This is a genomic window from Desulfovermiculus halophilus DSM 18834 (genome assembly GCF_000620765.1).
Lineage (GTDB): Bacteria > Desulfobacterota > Desulfovibrionia > Desulfovibrionales > Desulfothermaceae > Desulfovermiculus > Desulfovermiculus halophilus.
Window position 1 is genome coordinate 37,262 of the sequence record NZ_JIAK01000009.1, and the last position, 16,362, is coordinate 53,623.

A 16,362-nucleotide genomic window follows, 5' to 3' on the forward strand; every position below is an offset into this window, starting at 1 on the left:
CCTGAATCTTTTCGTGACCTACATGCATTTCCTGCCGACCGCTCCTTGTGATAATTAGCACAAATAGAAGCGACTGCCAAGAGGCGTGGGGAGGTATTTTTTATCCGCCTGTTTTCTTGTGCTCTATTTTGTTCGGGAAAGCTCAAGATCAGAGCAGGACACCGATGAGCAGGGTACAGACACAGATCCCGGCCACAAGGAGCTCATAGGCCCGGCGAATGCGCACCGAAAGCACGGCCCCGATAAGGGCCAGAGACCACAGATGCGGCCAGCTCAGGGGCCAGCCGGACACCAGGGAAGGATGCAGGATGAGAACACCAGATGTGAAACCGGTAACAAGCAGGGCCGCCCCCAAAAAGACACCGCTCTCCCAGGCCGCTTTGTGAGCCAGACCAGCCCAGATCATGCTGGTCGGAAAATCCCGGGGCTCAGCCCTTGCCGCCCAGGTTTCCAGCCGGGTATGGCTTTCGCTCTGACCCATCCGCAGCCGTTTTTCGATATGCATTCCCAGGCCGGCAGCGGGCAGGGCGCAGAGCAGAGGAATCACGACCTCAGCGGTCGTATTCAGGTCAAGAACAATGATCACTGAGCAGACCAGTGCGGTGCTGAAGATGCGTTGAGGGGGGATGAACGTACCGGCGGGGAAAAGATCCAGCCAGACCAGCTCAAAAAAGACTGCCGCTCCCAGGCATTGAGGCCACTGGCCGCTCACTGCGGCGGCTATGATTCCGATAGTCAGGGGACGGTCAAGAAAGCCTGTGTTCAGAGCTGTGCGAAACTGGGTGATGAGCCCAAAAAAAAACTGGCCGCGAGCAGAATCAGGAGGGTCTCCGATAGTGGGTGCATGACAATTATCTATCCCCCAGAGGTTACAAGATCAAGCTACCACAGGGCCTTCATATTGACCTGAGTATTGGGAAGACACCTGAAATCGAGATGCACTCCCTGCTCCTGCAGGTAGCGCAGACAATAAATGTCTTCCTGATCCAGGGCAATGTGATCGCATACCTGGCGCTTGCCCTGACTGAAATGAATATTGCCGACGTTGAGAAAAGTGAATTTCAGTCCGCTGAGGTACGCTCGTTTTGCGTCCCCGCAGGTAGAAAATAAAAGGAATATGTCCGCAGTTCCTTTGGCCGGTTCCAGATCAGCCACCTGATCTGCGGCGTCCAGGACCTGGGAAAACAGGATACGCACCCCGGTAGGCACAGCCAGGCGCAACAGCTCCTGCCGCAGTTCATCTTCTGCCAGTTGATCATTGGCCACCAGCAAGGTCCTGGCATTGGAGTACGGGAGCCAGGTTTCAACAACCTGTCCATGGACCAGGCGGTTGTCTATTCGAACCCACAGCCTCTGCTTACTCATTGGCTATTTTTCGCTTGAGTACTTCCCCTGCCACCAAGATACCCTGCCGGCCGGCAGACTTGGCCTCCAGGGCCAGATCCGGGAGGGAGGTCGTGCCCCGGAGGTTGAATATCTTCAGCAGCATGGGCAGGTTCGCTCCTGTGATGACCTCCAGCTTGCCTGAACCCAGAAGGGATAACGAGACATTGCTCGGGGTCCCGCCGAACATATCGGTAAGGACCAGCACGCCGTCCCCGGAGTCCAGATCTTTCAACCCCTGCTTGATGTCTCCAAGGACGGTTTCCATATCGTGTCCGGCATCCAAGGACAGGGCCAGACACCCTTCTTGCTTGCCGACAATCCCTTCGGCAGTTTCCAGAAGTTTGTGACCAAACCCCAAATGGGTAACAATAAGAATCCCGATCATATTCACCTGCCCTTGCCTTCACCCTAATTCAAGATGCCTGTGCTCCAGAGACGTCTGATACCCAAGCTCTTTCAGCCGCTTGAATACAGAACCGGCTACAGCCACTGACCTGTGCCGTCCACCGGTACATCCAAAGGTCAAGGTCAGACGGTAGCGGCCCTCCCGGGCATAGAGCGGGAGGGTAAAGGTCAGAAAGTCCAGAAGCTTACTAAAGAACTCCGCTCCAGGCTCTCCGTTTAGGACATACGCAGAAACCTGCGCATCCTGCCCGGAAAGGTGCCGAAGCTGGTCCTCGAAATAGGGGTTGGGCAAAAATCTCAGATCAAACACAAGATCGGCTTCCTTGGGGACGCCGTACTTGTAGCCAAAAGATATGACGTGCAGCCTAAGGCCCTGCAGGGTATCGCTGAGAAACTCCCACTTCTCCTGCAGATGACGGCGCAGATCGTGGATGGAGAATGCGCTGGTATCTATGATCAGTTCGGCATTCTGGCGGAGAGCGGACAGGATTTCCCGCTCCTTTGCCAGGGCTGTCTCCAGACCGCTGTGGATGGATTCCAGGGGATGCGGCCGGCGGGTGGTTGCGTATCTGCGCAGCAGGGTCTCCTGATCCGCTTCCAGGAAGACGACCTGGGGGTGCATATTGTGCTCACCCAGCCATTCAACGGTCTGCTGCCACTCCGTGACCAGGTCGGGCTGTCTGATGTCCATGCCCAGGGCGATTCCCCTGTATTGGCTCGGATTCTGAGCCCAGAACAGACTGACCAGCCGAGAGACCATGCTGGATGGCAGACCGTCGACGCTGAAGAAGCCGAGATCTTCAAATACATTCAGGGCGGTGCTTTTCCCGGCTCCGGAGAGCCCAGTCAAAATAACCACGGGAAACTGATTTCCTCCGGACAGGTCCTGGAGTGCACTTGCACCCTGTGTGGGATCCATGGTCTGCCAGCTCCAGTTCATCTAGACCGACTGCAAAAGCGTCCACAATCCTTTTTGGCCTTCTGCGTGCAGGAAGGACTCGCGAAAATCGGGATCCTTGAGCAGGCGGGATATTTGAGCCAGGATGCGCAAATGCATCCCAGCCACATGCTCAGGTGCCAGGACAAGAAAAAAGATATAACACGGTTTGGTATCCAAGGACTTAAAGTCGACCCCCTTCAGGCTGCGGCCGACAATGACCACGATATCCTTGAGGTCGTCCATCTTTCCGTGAGGGATGGCCACACCGTCCCCTATGCCGGTGCTGCCCAGCTCCTCCCGCTGCATGAGAATGGTGTGCGCCTTGTTCTTGTCCTGATCCGGCCACTTGGTCTGAAACGAATCCAGCAGTTCGCCCAGGACCTCATTCTTGGTGGTGCTTTTCAGCTCGGGAACGATGAGGTCCTGGGCCAGATAGTCGGAGAGCTTCATGGTTACATCCTGGGATCTATGAGTCCAAAGTCTCCATTTTTCATCCGATACAGGACATTGACCCTGTTGCTGTCGGCATTGAAAAATACCAGAAAGCCCTCGTCCGACTTTTGCAGGCGGATCGCCGCTTCCTCGACATCCATGGGCTTTGGCTCATACATCTCTGTGGGCACAACATGAGGCTGATCCTCATCCCCTGTTTGCTCGGAAAAAGGAACAGCATCCGGGCCCGGAGCTGATGAAGCCCTGTTCCCCTTCCCCCTGCGGCGGTCCTTTTCCTTGTCCCGCAGCTTGCGCAACTGGGCTTCGACCTTGTCCACGACCATGTCAATGGTCGAGTACATGTCGTCGGTTTCTTCCTGGGCCGAAATCTTGTTCTCATCGGCAGTCACAATTACTTCCGCGATCTGTCGGAACTTTTCGACCTGCAGATTTATCTGCACCTGAGCAGTGTCCGGATTGCGAAGATATTTGTCCAGCTTTTCAAAACGGGTCTGAGCGTATTGCTTCAGATGGTTTGAGGCCTCAAAATTCTTAAAGTTGAAAACTACTTCCATGCATGCCTCCTGACATAGGGATCACCTGTCTTTCCGATCATCATTTGCATCCAATGCAGACAATTCCGCGATCCATATTTCGATAGCGCTCACTCTCATCCGGTGCCGGACTTCCAGCTCCTTGGACCACGCCCTTAGCTCATCTTGTATTTGTTCAGGGGGCCTTGTCCAGCGAAACGCGGAAGGCCTCCTGATCCCGGCTGCTTGATTATTTGAGGTAGCAGTCCCAATACACGGCTCATCACCAGCTGTGGATTACATGGTTGATCACCGCTTTGCTGGACAAGGCCCCCTGACCTTTGGAAAGGGGGTTCTCAACGATTACCTCACCTTCCTCTTGCGCTTGGTTGAGGATGGTATCCCAAGTGATTCTCTGTACTTGGCAACAGTCCGTCTGGCAATATTCACCTGCAGCTCTTTGTTCAGGCATTCCACCAGCTGCTTATCACTCCAGGGCTTTTTCTGATCCTCATGGGATATCAGGTTTTTAATGGCCGCTTTGACGCTTTCCGAAGCCACCTGCTCCCCGCTGCTGGTTCCGAGCCCGCTGTTGAAGAAGTATTTGAGCTCAAAAATCCCGAAAGGAGTTGCCACATATTTGTTGGTTGTTATCCGGCTGACTGTTGATTCGTGAACCTCTATCTCGTCGGCCACGTCCTTGAGCACCAGAGGCTTGAGCTGACTGACTCCGTGGATGAAGAACTCGCGCTGGAACCGGACAATGGACTCCAAGACCTTGTACAAAGTGCGCTGCCGCTGCTGGATGCTCTTTAAGAGCCACAGGCCCTGCCGCATCTGGTCCTGCAGATATTGCTTCCCCTGATGGCTGTCTTTGGATTCCAAAAGCGGGGCGTAGTAGGGGCTTATCTGCAGATCGGGAAATCCTTCGTCATTTAAGACAATGACGAACTCGTCCCCATAGGCGTAGACATAGGCATCCGGACTTATGTAAAAGGTCTCTCCGCCTCCGAAGCTGCTGCCAGGCCTGGGATCCAGGCTTTGGATGATCCGCACGTAGGCTTCAATATCCTCCCGAGCGACATGAAACTTCTTGGCCAGGGCCTGCAGATTTCCGGACTCTATATCCTCGAGGTGATCCTGGATCAAGGAACTCAGGATGGGGTCGTCCTTGCCCAGAAAGTCGACCTGGACCTGAAGGCATTCGGCAAGGGAGGAGCTGGCCACGCCGACAGGGTCAAAGCGCTGAACGATAGGGAGCACATCTGCAACTTCTTCCGGAGAGGCCTGACACATGAACCCAATGTCCTCTGTGCTGGAATGCAGATATCCATGGGAGTCCAGACTGCCGACAATAACTTCGCCGATTTCCTTTTGCCGGTCGCTAAGATTGGACAGATGCAGCTGCCACAAGAGATGGCTTTCCAGGGTGGGCTTGGCCGCGTGCATGGTTTCAAAGGACGCCATCTCCTCCGGCAGCTCCCGCTCCGAGGCCTGTCGAGAGGTGCTGGAAAAGTTTCCCAGGTAATCGTCCCATTCTGCACTCCGCAGCAGGGACTGCTCTTGAACATCGAACTCCCTCACCTTCTCGCTTTGGCTCTCTGAGGATTGCTGCTGCTCTGCATCAGGATCTGTTTCCGGACCCCTCTCTTCCAAGACCGGATTTTCCAGCAGGGCCTGCTGGACAGTCTCCACAAGCTCCAGCCGGGAAAGCTGCAGGAGTTTTATGGCCTGCTGCAGCTGGGGGGTCATGATCAGCTGCTGGGCCAACTTAAGATTTTGCCGGAGTTGAAGACTCATAATCACTTCATCGCAAAGATATACAAGGACACCACACCAGGAAACAGCCTATCTATCCCTACTTTCCTTTCTGCATCGAATTTGCCACAAAAGCCTGGGGTTTGCAAACTCGGGTCCGTGTCCGGTGACCTGAAGCAAAATGCATGCAGCCAGCCCAATCGGGAGTTCATAGAGAGAACTTCTCCCCCAAATAGACGTTGCGAGCCCTCGGGTCGGCAACGATCTCGCTCGGAGCGCCTTCTAGGATGATCTCCCCATCGTAGACCAGGGAGACCCTGTCGCATATGGTCATGGTCTCCCGGACATTGTGATCGGATATCAGCACCCCGATCCCCTTTTCCCGGAGAGAGACGATGATTTGCTGAATATCGTCCACAGCCAGGGGATCGATACCGGCAAAGGGCTCATCCAGGAGAATAAAGTCCGGATCCCGGATCAGGGCCCGGGCAATCTCCAGACGCCTTCGCTCCCCCCCGGACAAATGGGTCGCCTTTTGTTCCTTCAGCTTTTCGATGCCCAGCTCCTGGAGCAAAGACGCAAGCTTCTCGTTTTGATCCCTGCGGGAGAGATCGGTAAACTCCAGGATGATCCGCAGGTTTTCCTGCACAGTCAGCCTGGTGAAGACCGAGCTCTCCTGCGGAAGATAGCTCAGCCCAAACCTGGCCCTCTTGTGCAGAGGCCAGGCCGTGATCTCGGTCTGATCCACGAATATGCGTCCGGCATTGGGCCGGATAATGCCCACCAGCATGTAGAAGGTGGTTGTCTTGCCCGCTCCGTTGGGGCCCAAAAGACCGACCACTTCGCCCTGATCCAGAGCGACATCCACTCCCTTGACCACCAAACGCTTGCCGTAGATCTTGCGCAGTCCCCGGGCCGTCATTGTGGCCATTATTCCGAGTCCTCTTCCTCATCCGGGTAGAACACAGCCTTGACCCGGCTTCCTTCCTTGCTTTCGATGACGCTGCGGTCTTCATCCAGCCAGAAGGTGACCTTGTGTCCCTGGACCGTATTCTGCTGTTCCTGGAGGACGACGTTATGCAGCAAAACGATCCTGGATTCCTGGACATAAAACTCTGCCCGATCGCTGGTGGCCGTCCTTTGCTCCATTTTCAGCCGGACATTGTCCTGGGCCACGATCCTGCGCACCCGGCCGGAAGTGGCCAGTCCCATCTCCTGGCTTGATTCTTGCTGTGCATCATTTTCCTCTGAATGCAGAGTCACAATCATCCTGTCGCACCACAGCTCAAAATCGGGCCGCTGTACATACACATCTCCCTCAAACTCCAGTCGATTCTCATCCTGGCCATAGGTCACCCTGTCCGCTTCTATATTCATCGGCTTGCTCTCAGTGAGGCCCGCCGACTGGGCTGCCGCACTGCTGACCAGGGCGGCAGTGCAAATCACGACCAGCACACATATATGCAAGCAGAGAACGCGATCCCTATTTCCTTCCTGTCTCATGGAAATACACCTCCACATTGCCGGTAAGCACCAGCCTGTTGGCGTTGAGCTCAATCGTCGCTTTCTGGCTCGTGGCTCTGGACTGGGGATGGGTGATGACCACATTCCGGGTAAAGGTAATGGTTTCCTCGGCCCGATCCACAACCATGCGCTCGGAATGCACAGTTACCTGTCCATATGTGGCTGTCACCCGGGGCCAAAGCGCAGCTTTCCCCGCATCCTGCAGATATTCGCCTTCCGGGGCCCTGGCCTTGATCTGACCTGCGTCACCTTGTTTATAAAAGGTGATTCTCGGCTGGTCAAACTCGATGCGCGACTCGTTCCTTATGTACCGGCTCTCGCGGGCAGTGAGCTCCCATGTCCTCTGGCCCTTGCCGCCCTGGACCAGATGCAGGTCGGCAATAGCCACATCCAGGGCTTCATAGACCATTTCTGAAGAGGAAGGGGGGCTGGAGAAGTGCTGCCAGGCGAACCAGGCCGCCGGCAGTCCGATCAGGAGCAGCCCGATGGCGATTATGCGCTGTGGTCTGAAAGAGACCATAATCTCCAGGCCTGTTTCAGGCTTCCCTGGGCCTGCAGAATGAAGCGGACGGCATCCCGCACTGCGCCGTTCCCCCCCGGACAGGAAGAGACCCAGGCAGCCAGGCTCTTGATTTCCTCTTGGGCATTGGCCACGGCCATGGGCAAACCGACAAGGGACAGGGGCACTGCGTCCACCCAGTCGTCACCAAGGTAAGCCAGCCGGGAATAATCCAGCTCGTTCCGCCGGCAAATATCATCAACCACCGCTTTCTTTTTCCTGTGTCCGGCATGGTATTCCCGGATGCCGAGCTCCAGGATCCGCAACCGGACCGCCTCGGATTCCAGACCGGTGATCACCGCTACTTCCAGGCCCATGCGCTGGGCCAGCTTGACCCCGAATCCGTCCTGAACATCAAATCGCTTGCTCACCCGGCCGGATTCATCGTAGTACAGCCCACCGTCGGTGAATACCCCGTCCACGTCGCAGACCAGCATCTTCACCTCCCGGGCCAGTTGTTCAGCCTTCATGGGCCACCTCAGCCAGGGCTGCAAGCCGTTGCAAAAGTTCGCGGAGCCTGGACAGGGGCCAGCTGTTGGGCCCGTCGCACAAGGCTTTGTCCGGCTGGGGATGAACCTCCAGGAAGACTCCCCTGCACCCGGAGGCCACTGCCGCTTGAGCCAGCAGGGGCACAAACTCCCGGTTCCCCCCGGAACAGGTCCCTTGCCCTCCGGGCAGCTGCACCGAATGGGTGGCGTCAAAGACCACAGGTGTACCGAGCTTTTGCATCTCCGGAATGGATCGATAGTCAACCACAAGATTATTGTATCCGAAACTGCTCCCCCGCTCGGTCAGCCACACCGCCCGGTTCCCGGTGGAGCGGACCTTGTCCACCGGCCCGGCCATATCCCAGGGGGCCAAAAACTGGCCCTTTTTGATGTTCACGATCCGCCCGGTATGCCCCGCGGCCAGAAGCAGATCCGTCTGGCGGGACAGAAAGGCCGGTATCTGGATCACATCCGCCACCCGGGCCGCCTTTTCGGCCTGATCCGGGGTGTGGATATCCGTCGTCACCGGCAGGCCGCTGGACTCTTTGATTCTTTCCAGCCACTTGACCCCGGTTTCCAGGCCCGGTCCGCGGAAACTGTGCACAGAGGATCGATTGGCTTTATCAAAGGAGCTTTTGAAGATGACCGGCAGTCCCAGATCCCGGCTAAGAACGGCCAGCTCCCCGGCCACGTCCAAGCCCAGTTCCAGACTTTCCAGGACACAGGGTCCGGCGATTATGAACAAGGATTTCGGTTCTGGATCGCATAATGTCATGAATTGTCCTTGGCCGCCCGGATAAACTCTCGAAACAGGGGATGAGGCTGCATAGGGCGGGACTTGAACTCGGGGTGGAACTGACAGCCCACGAACCAGGGATGGTCGGTAATCTCCACGATCTCCACCAGGGTCTCGTCCGGGGAGGTTCCGCTCAAGACCATGCCCGCCTCCTGGCAGATCCGGGAATAGTCTGTATTGAACTCATACCGGTGTCTGTGTCGTTCCTCCACCCTGGACTCACCATAGGCTTCCCTGGCCTTGGTTCCTTCCTTGAGCTGACAGGGGTAGGACCCCAGTCGCATGGTCCCTCCCTTCTCGGACGTCTCGTCCCGGGTCTGCATGCTCTGAGTCCGGAAATCATACCACTCGGTCATAAGATAGATAATGGGATCCGGGGTATCCGGTACAAACTCGCTGGAGTTCGCCTCCGGCAGCCCCAGAACGTTGCGGGCGAATTCGACCACCGCGCACTGCATGCCAAGACAGATGCCGAAAAAAGGTATCCCGTGGGTCCGGGCATACCCGCTGGCCACGATCTTGCCTTCCACTCCCCGGTAGCCGAAGCCCCCGGGAACCAGGATTCCGTCCAATCCCTGGAGCATGGCCGATGCATTCTCCGTGCTCAGCTCTTCTGCACTGACATAGACCAGCTCCACTGAGACCATATTGCTGACCCCGCCGTGAATCAGGGCCTCGTGCAGGCTCTTGTAAGCCTCCTTCAAATCAACGTACTTGCCCACAATGCCGATCTTGACCCGGCCCTGGGGGTTACTCTGGGTCTGCACCAGATGCTGCCACGGGGCCAGGGAAGGATTCTTGGCCGGAAGGCGAAGCATGATCGCGATCTTTTGATCCAGGCCCTCGTTGTAGAAGGCCAGGGGCAGCTCGTAAATATTGTCCAGATCAACGGCGGAAAAGACCGCATCCTGCTCCACATTGCAAAACAGGGCGATCTTGCCCTTTAGCTCGTCCGAGAGCTCCACCTCTGAACGGCAGAGGATGAGATCGGGCTGAATGCCTATGCTCCGGAGCTCCTTGACGCTGTGCTGGGTGGGCTTGGTCTTCAGCTCCCCCGCCGCCCGCATATATGGCACCAGGGTCAGATGGATGTAACACACGTTTTCCTTGCCCAGATCGGATCGAAGCTGACGGATGGCTTCCAGAAAGGGCAGCCCTTCGATATCGCCCACCGTGCCCCCGATCTCGATAATGGCCACGTCCTCGTCATGTCTGGCCACCCCGCGGATCGCCTTTTTGATTTCATCCGTCACATGGGGGATGACCTGCACCGTCCCCCCCAGGTAATCGCCTCGCCGTTCCTTGGTAATCACCGTGTGGTAGATACTGCCTGAGGTGTAGTTGTTGTACTGGGCCATGGGCACGCCCACATAGCGTTCGTAGTGACCCAGGTCCAGATCTGTCTCCGCCCCGTCATCAGTAACGAACACCTCGCCGTGCTGGAACGGATTCATCGTCCCGGGATCGACATTGATATACGGATCGAGCTTTTGAATTGTAACCTTCAGCCCTCGAGACTTGAGCAGGGCCCCGATGGAGGCAGCTGCCAGCCCCTTGCCCAGGGAGGAAAGGACTCCTCCGGTAACAAACAGAAACTTGGTCTTCATACTCCCCCTTCCAAAATCTGTAGACGGCATACAGCGCACTCTAAAGAAAACCTTCCTGGCACCCGGTGTGGTATACCTTTCCGGGCTCCAAAAGTCCACGCTGGGTGTTCAACTCTATGCACTCAGACCTCCTTGCCCAAAGTTCAGGCGGTCTGCCCAGCCTGCTGCACCCTCTGCGCACGTTGACTCTCCGGACGGCTATACGTATCGTGAGTCCGCGCACAACGGGTCGAGACCTAGACATGGGCTCAGCTCGTTGTCAACCATCCCTTCACCCGCCAACCATCTGCGAGCGAGGCTGTGTATGAGCCAGGTACGAGTGCTGGTATTGACCGGATACGGGACGAACTGCGAGCGGGAAACCGCCCATGTCTGCCGCATTGCCGGAGCGGACGAGGTGATTGTTGCCCATTTCGCGGATTTGGTGCAAGAGGCCTGCTGTCTGGATGATTTCCAGCTTTTGGTCTTCCCCGGGGGATTTCTGGACGGCGATCACCTGGGTGCCGCCCAGGCCGCAGCATCAAGATTTCGGCACACTATGACCCGATCCGGCCGTTCTCTGGTCCAGGACATCATGGACCTTCATGCCAGAGGGGGGGCAATCCTGGGGATCTGCAACGGCTTCCAGCTCCTGGTCAAGCTGGGTCTTTTGCCGGCCACAAACTCCGGATACCTTACCCGCGAGGTCAGCCTGGGCCACAACGACTCCGCCCGTTTTGAGGACCGCTGGGTCCACCTGCGGCCCAATCCGGACTCGCCGTGTATTTTTACCCGAGACTTGGACAACCTGTATTTTCCGGTCCGGCACGGAGAAGGCAAACTGATTGCCAAAGACCAAAACGCCCTGCACTCCCTGGAACAGAACGGACATATCGCCTTGCAGTACACCGACCGCTTCGGCCGAATAACCCAGGACTATCCGGCCAATCCCAACGGCTCAGATCTGGCGATCGCCGGCCTGACCGATCCCACCGGCCGGATCTTCGGCCTGATGCCCCATCCCGAAGCATTTAACCACCGGACCAACCATCCGTCGTGGACCAGGGGAGAACAAGCCCCTTCCGGCACAGCCATCTTTGCCCGGGGCATTGATTCTTTGCGCCGCAATCCAGCAGGATGACCGGCGCTTCGAGCGCAGATTGTCAGGCCATGAAAAGCGAGGTTGACTGGACCTTCTGGATGCAGGCGGCTTTGAAGGAGGCTCGGAACGCCGAGATGCTGGACGAGGTTCCGGTGGGGGCCCTGGTTTTGGATGCAAACCTGCGGGTGCTCGGTTCCGGGCACAATACCCCGATCAGCAGTCAGGACCCGACAGCCCATGCCGAGATTGTCGCCCTGCGCAGGGCGTGTCGCAGACAGGGCAACTACCGGTTGACTGGTTCGGTCATAGTTTGTACCCTGGAACCTTGCTGTATGTGCGCTGGAGCACTGGTTCAAGCCAGAATTTCCGGCATCGTCTTCGGAGCTAGAGACCCCAAGGCCGGAGCCCTGGTTTCCCGGATGCACTTTCCCCAGGACTATGGATGGCTGAACCATTCTTTTTGGATTCAGGAGGGAGTCTGTGACCGGGAATGCTCGCAGCTCCTGCAGAGTTTTTTCGCTCGCCGCCGGAGTTCAAAAACCGGGCAATAAAATCGGACTCCCCGACGCCCCACGGCAGCACACATACAAGATCATCACCCAGCTCATGCGGAGAGGTAGCGAAGTCCGGTCATAACGCGCCCGACTCGAAATCGGGTTGGCGGTTCGCCCCGCCACGTGGGTTCGAATCCCACCCTCTCCGCCATTTCTGATCAACAACCGCGTGCTCCTCTTTTCACCGGAATCCGCGGTGATACCTTACCCCTTTTCCCTCACTTCGATGCCTGTCCGTGCTCCCCTTTTTCCAGCCGCTTTTGCAGGCCCTTGACCAGAAGTGGCCAGGCTATGGTCGCATCGGATATGACTTCAGCAAACCTGCCGCCCTGGGAAGGCGGGGCGAACTTCCCCCAGGACACGCCCTCCTGGTAGGTGCATCCGGAGAGCCCCCCCCAATGGTCAGGCTCCGGGCAGATGCGCACTCCGTACTGAAACCGGGAGTAAGGCCAGGACAAATCCGGATGGGTCTGCTTGGCCATCTCCACAAAAGGCCCCATCTGCTGGGCCCAGTTCCTGGGGACACCTCCTCCGATGGTGAATATGCCCAGGCGCTTGGAGTTGACCATCCGCCGGGTGTAGTCAAAGAGATCGGCAAACGGGTTAAACTGAAACGGAAGCCCCTCGGCCTGGATGTCGTGATCCGCGATCTCCGGCGTGAGCTTGATCATGTAGGAAGCGATGTCCAAAGCCAGTTCGGAATCTGTAAACGCGGGGATATAGACCGGGACATCTCGTTCATAGGCGCTCTTCAAAATCCCCATGCCCTGGACATTCTGGTGCAGGTACTTGCCTATAGCTGCACAGACCGAACGGGAGGAAAAGACTTGGCTCTTGTCCAGCTGATCCAGGACCGCATAGATGATTTTTTCGGCCTCAATAAAATTGAATTCCGATTCCAGGGTGTCGTAGACCCGGTTCAACCCGGCCTGACAAAGCTCTGGATCGCTCATCTCTCCGGGCTTGTATTTGTAGTGCTTCAGGCCGATGGACTCAATGAACCCATGGGCCATCAGCGCTCCGGTGGAAATGACCGTGTTCAGCCATCCTTTTTCGATCATCCTGCACAGCAGAGGGCCCATTTTGGCCACGGTCATGGCCCCGGAAAAGGTGCCCACCACATGACAGTCCGGGTCCTCGACCATGGTCTGCAGAACATCCAGGGCCTCCCCCAGGCGCCGGCCGCCGAAAGCAGTCTTGGACATGGACCACAGCAGATCATCAAAATCATCGATCTCGTCCGGGTCCAGGGGAACCAAGGGCTCAAGGCCCAGGGAGTCCGGCTTGAGCATCTTGGCGACATTGCGAAATTTCTGGTTTTCATCCATACCTGCGTCCCCAGTAAAAAATCAGCCCTCTCATAAACAGAGGGTCACAAAGGAATGCATGCAACACGGCATCCAGTATGAGGCATAGATCCACCCTTGGTCAACGCCCCGAAACACGTGCCAAACCAGGGATTTCCGGACCTCAATGGAGCTGGTCCAGAAGACCGGACCAGTCCACGGCCAGAGGTACAAACCACGCCCGCTTGCGATACAGGGGAAAGGCGGGAAAGGATGGATCTGGGAAGGGCAGAAAGGAGTGCACACCTTGCCTCGTCTGTATGCCCTCGGCCACCCGACGTCCCAGGTACGTGGGCAGGGCTATGCCGCGGCCGCAAAAGCCGAGGGCATAGCCCTGCCCATTTTCAATTACTGCAGCCGCCCGCCGTTGCCTGCATTCACGTCGTGGGTGCTCTTTTTCATGGATTCCAGCTCGGCCTTGTACCGCTGCACAAACTTGTCCCGCATGCTGATCACATCTTCAGCCGGGCGGTAGGAATACATAATGTGCTGAGGGTCAATGGGGGAAAGCTGTGAGTTGTTGCCGAACACACACAAGGGACGAAATATTATCCCGGGCTGTCCGTCGTCCTGCTCTTCGATCTCCATAAACAGCGGATACTTCCATATGGGATCACCGTTTTCGTCCCGGCCCGGCTCGTAGATGACGTGCCATCCCGACCCGAGGACCGAGATCCAGATATCTTCCTGCGCCTCGTTCATGGCCTCTCCTTGTGCGCCAAGATTGATATATGCACAGCACGATGCCGGAACGCTGGCGTTCCGGCATCGTGCAAAGAGCCCGAGCTGAGAATCCTTTGCGCACCAGGGGAGGTGCTCGCAAAGCCATACCTTGAAACCGTTGAGCTCAGGTACTGATCGTGAATCCTGCCTGATGCAGAGTTCAATGCATATCAAATCGTCCTTTTGGGCACAATACAGGCCTAGGCAGGCCCAGGACCCCGGCATTCATTGTGCATCCCCCCCCTGAGCTCTGGATCGGGGGCAAAATGCGGCTCTTCGACACAGAAAGTGGAATTGCCTACATAAGAGTTTGCCGTCTCTTCTGTGTGCCGTGAGCGGCAGGCCCGCACATTAAATGCTCATCCAGTCTGATGTGCCAGAACGCAGCGTCTCGGGGCTTACTCACCTCCTTTGGCCCCCATGAACTCAGGGTACGCCTCCATGCCGCACTCAGAGGAGTCCATACCGCTGTACTCCACCTCCTCGCTGATCCTGATGCCTATAACCGCCTTTAAGCCCAGCCACAAAGCAAGGCTTGTGCCGAACATCCAGGCAAAAATAACCGCAATGCCCACAACCTGTCCTGCAAGGGAGGCCTCCGGACTGGAGAACAACACGGCCAACAGCCCCCATACGCCGCACACCCCGTGAACTGAGATGGCTCCTACCGGATCGTCTATGCCCATCTTGTCCAAAGCCACTATGGAAAGGACGACAATGATCCCCCCCACTGCTCCTATGCCGCTGGCTAGAATCATCGATGGTGCGCTGGGCTCCGCAGTTATGGCCACCAGACCGGCAAGGGCGCCGTTGAGGCCCATGGTCAGATCGGCCTTGCCAAAGCTCAGCTGGGAAACCGTTAAAGCCACGATCATGCCTGAGGCTGCGGCCATATTGGTGTTGGCGAACACCATGGCCACGGCATTGGCCGATTCCACATCCGAGACCTTGAGCTCTGAGCCTCCGTTGAAGCCAAACCAGCCCATCCATAAGATAAAAGTCCCCAGGGCGGACAATGGAAGGTTTGAACCGGGGATGGGCGAGATTTTTCCTCCAGGCCCGTACTTGCCCCGCCTGGGCCCCAGAATGAGCACCCCGGCCAGGGCCGCCGCCGCTCCGGCCATGTGCACGATCCCGGATCCCGCATAATCGGAAAACCCGAGCTGATCCAGAAAACCGCCTCCCCAGGTCCAATACCCATGCACCGGATAGAGCACACCGGTCATGACCACGGAGAAAAGGAGAAAAGCCCACAGCTTCATCCGCTCGGCCACAGCCCCGGAAACCACGGACATAGCCGTGGCCACAAACACGACCTGAAAAAAGAAATCAGCCATGGAGGAGTAATACGGTGCCTGCTCTCCTCCAGCCAGGACACTCTGCACACTGTTGTCGCCTTGAACCAGGAATCCCAGTCCGGGGAGAACAGATCCTCCATCTCCGTACATGATATTGTAGCCGATGAGCATGTACATGATGCAGGCTATGGAATACAGGGCGATGTTCTTGGTCAGGATTTCAACTGTATTCATGGATCTGACCATGCCGGCCTCAAGCATGGAAAACCCAGCGGCCATCCACATGACCAGCATCCCGGAAACCAAAAAATAGAACGTATCCAGCGCATAACGTATTTCAAGGACGGATTCCACCTTTGCATCCTCCTGTCTTTATGATTTTGCAAACGACTGCTGGGGCCGGAAAGAGGCTCTTCGCCCAGCGAAGGAGATATCTCTTTACAACCCTTTGCCGCAGTATGTGTGCAGAAAACCGAAGGCCCCACATTGTCCAGCCCCGCTCAAAAGGGAACCGAACGGACAGGCTGATCCTCAGCGGGAGCTTTAAAGTGCATTTGATCCGGATTCTCCAGTCCGGATGCGCATAGCGTCGTCAATGGGCGAGACAAATATCTTGCCGTCTCCGATCTTTCCGGTCTGCGCATTGCGCTGGATAGCCCCCATCACCTGGCCAAGCTGCTCATCCTCAACCACCACCTCAATCTTCACCTTGGGGATCAAGTCGACTTCGTACTCCGCCCCCCGATAGATCTCCTGGTGTCCCTTCTGCCTTCCGAACCCCCGGACTTCGCTGATTGTCATCCCCTGCACCCCCAGGGCAGTCAATCCATCCTTGACCGCATTCAGCCTGAACGGCTTGATGACTGCTTCAATCTTTTTCATTGCTTCCTCCATAGCATCTCATAGTTCACTGATTGCGCAGAGGCCTCTGA

At 56.8% G+C, this 16,362-nt stretch carries 19 protein-coding genes and 1 tRNA gene; 3 read left to right on the plus strand and 17 right to left on the minus strand.

What is annotated here, in order from left to right:
* Positions 1 to 148: 148 nt before the first annotated feature.
* The 13 genes from N902_RS0105650 to N902_RS0105710 form a co-directional block, all read right to left on the minus strand.
* Positions 149 to 712 (minus strand): hypothetical protein, encoded by a 564-nt coding sequence (locus N902_RS0105650; RefSeq protein WP_027370141.1) that lies wholly within the window; start codon positions 710 to 712, stop codon positions 149 to 151.
* Positions 713 to 882: 170 nt separating this feature from the next.
* Positions 883 to 1,365 (minus strand): PTS sugar transporter subunit IIB, encoded by a 483-nt coding sequence (locus N902_RS0105655; protein ID WP_027370142.1) that lies wholly within the window; start codon positions 1,363 to 1,365, stop codon positions 883 to 885.
* Positions 1,358 to 1,771, minus strand: a complete 414-nt coding sequence (locus tag N902_RS0105660) for a PTS sugar transporter subunit IIA (protein ID WP_027370143.1) — start codon at positions 1,769 to 1,771, stop codon at positions 1,358 to 1,360. Before N902_RS0105660 ends, N902_RS0105655 begins: the two co-directional genes overlap by 8 nt.
* Positions 1,772 to 1,789: 18 nt before the next feature.
* Entirely contained in the window at positions 1,790 to 2,710 is a 921-nt protein-coding gene (gene rapZ, locus N902_RS0105665) for an RNase adapter RapZ (RefSeq protein ID WP_051564372.1), read from the minus strand.
* 21 nt (positions 2,711 to 2,731) lie between these two features.
* Positions 2,732 to 3,181 carry a PTS sugar transporter subunit IIA gene (locus N902_RS0105670; RefSeq protein ID WP_027370145.1) on the minus strand — a complete coding sequence of 150 codons (450 nt, stop codon included), beginning with the start codon at positions 3,179 to 3,181 and terminating at the stop codon, positions 2,732 to 2,734.
* Positions 3,182 to 3,183: 2 nt separating this feature from the next.
* Positions 3,184 to 3,738 carry a ribosome hibernation-promoting factor, HPF/YfiA family gene (gene hpf, locus N902_RS0105675; protein ID WP_027370146.1) on the minus strand — a complete coding sequence of 185 codons (555 nt, stop codon included), beginning with the start codon at positions 3,736 to 3,738 and terminating at the stop codon, positions 3,184 to 3,186.
* Positions 3,739 to 4,059: 321 nt separating this feature from the next.
* Positions 4,060 to 5,496: an RNA polymerase factor sigma-54 gene (gene rpoN / locus N902_RS0105680; RefSeq protein WP_027370147.1), complete on the minus strand. Its 1,437-nt coding sequence runs from the start codon at positions 5,494 to 5,496 to the stop codon at positions 4,060 to 4,062.
* A gap of 166 nt (positions 5,497 to 5,662) precedes the next feature.
* Positions 5,663 to 6,385, minus strand: a complete 723-nt coding sequence (gene lptB, locus N902_RS0105685) for an LPS export ABC transporter ATP-binding protein (RefSeq protein ID WP_027370148.1) — start codon at positions 6,383 to 6,385, stop codon at positions 5,663 to 5,665.
* Positions 6,385 to 6,909, minus strand: a complete 525-nt coding sequence (gene lptA / locus N902_RS0105690) for a lipopolysaccharide transport periplasmic protein LptA (RefSeq protein ID WP_027370149.1) — start codon at positions 6,907 to 6,909, stop codon at positions 6,385 to 6,387. Before lptA ends, lptB begins: the two co-directional genes overlap by 1 nt.
* Before the next feature lie 28 nt (positions 6,910 to 6,937).
* Positions 6,938 to 7,498 (minus strand): LPS export ABC transporter periplasmic protein LptC, encoded by a 561-nt coding sequence (gene lptC, locus N902_RS0105695; RefSeq protein ID WP_027370150.1) that lies wholly within the window; start codon positions 7,496 to 7,498, stop codon positions 6,938 to 6,940.
* The gene (locus N902_RS0105700) at positions 7,471 to 8,007 is read right to left on the minus strand and encodes a KdsC family phosphatase (RefSeq protein WP_027370151.1); all 537 of its coding nucleotides are present in this window, start codon (positions 8,005 to 8,007) and stop codon (positions 7,471 to 7,473) included. Before N902_RS0105700 ends, lptC begins: the two co-directional genes overlap by 28 nt.
* Positions 7,997 to 8,800, minus strand: coding sequence for a 3-deoxy-8-phosphooctulonate synthase (kdsA, locus tag N902_RS0105705; protein ID WP_027370152.1), 804 nt, complete (start codon positions 8,798 to 8,800; stop codon positions 7,997 to 7,999). The genes N902_RS0105700 and kdsA overlap by 11 nt, the downstream gene beginning before the upstream one ends.
* The gene (locus N902_RS0105710) at positions 8,797 to 10,428 is read right to left on the minus strand and encodes a CTP synthase (protein ID WP_027370153.1); all 1,632 of its coding nucleotides are present in this window, start codon (positions 10,426 to 10,428) and stop codon (positions 8,797 to 8,799) included. Before N902_RS0105710 ends, kdsA begins: the two co-directional genes overlap by 4 nt.
* 304 nt (positions 10,429 to 10,732) lie before the next feature.
* Between N902_RS0105710 and N902_RS16625 the strand changes: the two genes are divergently transcribed.
* From N902_RS16625 to N902_RS0105735, 3 genes are all read left to right on the plus strand, one after another.
* Positions 10,733 to 11,548, plus strand: coding sequence for a phosphoribosylformylglycinamidine synthase subunit PurQ (locus N902_RS16625; RefSeq protein WP_034621876.1), 816 nt, complete (start codon positions 10,733 to 10,735; stop codon positions 11,546 to 11,548).
* A 29-nt stretch (positions 11,549 to 11,577) separates the two neighbouring features.
* A complete protein-coding gene (tadA, locus tag N902_RS0105730; RefSeq protein WP_027370156.1) occupies positions 11,578 to 12,060 on the plus strand; it encodes a tRNA adenosine(34) deaminase TadA in 483 nt (160 codons plus the stop codon).
* Positions 12,061 to 12,119: 59 nt separating this feature from the next.
* Positions 12,120 to 12,214, plus strand: a tRNA-Ser gene (locus N902_RS0105735).
* A gap of 67 nt (positions 12,215 to 12,281) precedes the next feature.
* On the opposite strand, the gene N902_RS0105740 is transcribed toward N902_RS0105735, so the two are convergent.
* From N902_RS0105740 to N902_RS0105755, 4 genes are all read right to left on the minus strand, one after another.
* Complete coding sequence (locus N902_RS0105740; RefSeq protein ID WP_027370157.1) at positions 12,282 to 13,391, minus strand: deoxyhypusine synthase family protein; 1,110 nt, start codon at positions 13,389 to 13,391, stop codon at positions 12,282 to 12,284.
* Positions 13,392 to 13,757: 366 nt separating this feature from the next.
* On the minus strand, positions 13,758 to 14,111 hold the full coding sequence (locus tag N902_RS0105745; protein WP_027370158.1) for a hypothetical protein: 354 nt from the start codon (positions 14,109 to 14,111) through the stop codon (positions 13,758 to 13,760).
* Positions 14,112 to 14,530: 419 nt separating this feature from the next.
* Positions 14,531 to 15,784, minus strand: a complete 1,254-nt coding sequence (locus tag N902_RS0105750; protein WP_027370159.1) for an ammonium transporter — start codon at positions 15,782 to 15,784, stop codon at positions 14,531 to 14,533.
* A gap of 189 nt (positions 15,785 to 15,973) precedes the next feature.
* The gene (locus N902_RS0105755) at positions 15,974 to 16,312 is read right to left on the minus strand and encodes a P-II family nitrogen regulator (protein WP_027370160.1); all 339 of its coding nucleotides are present in this window, start codon (positions 16,310 to 16,312) and stop codon (positions 15,974 to 15,976) included.
* Between the last annotated feature and the right edge of the window lie 50 nt (positions 16,313 to 16,362).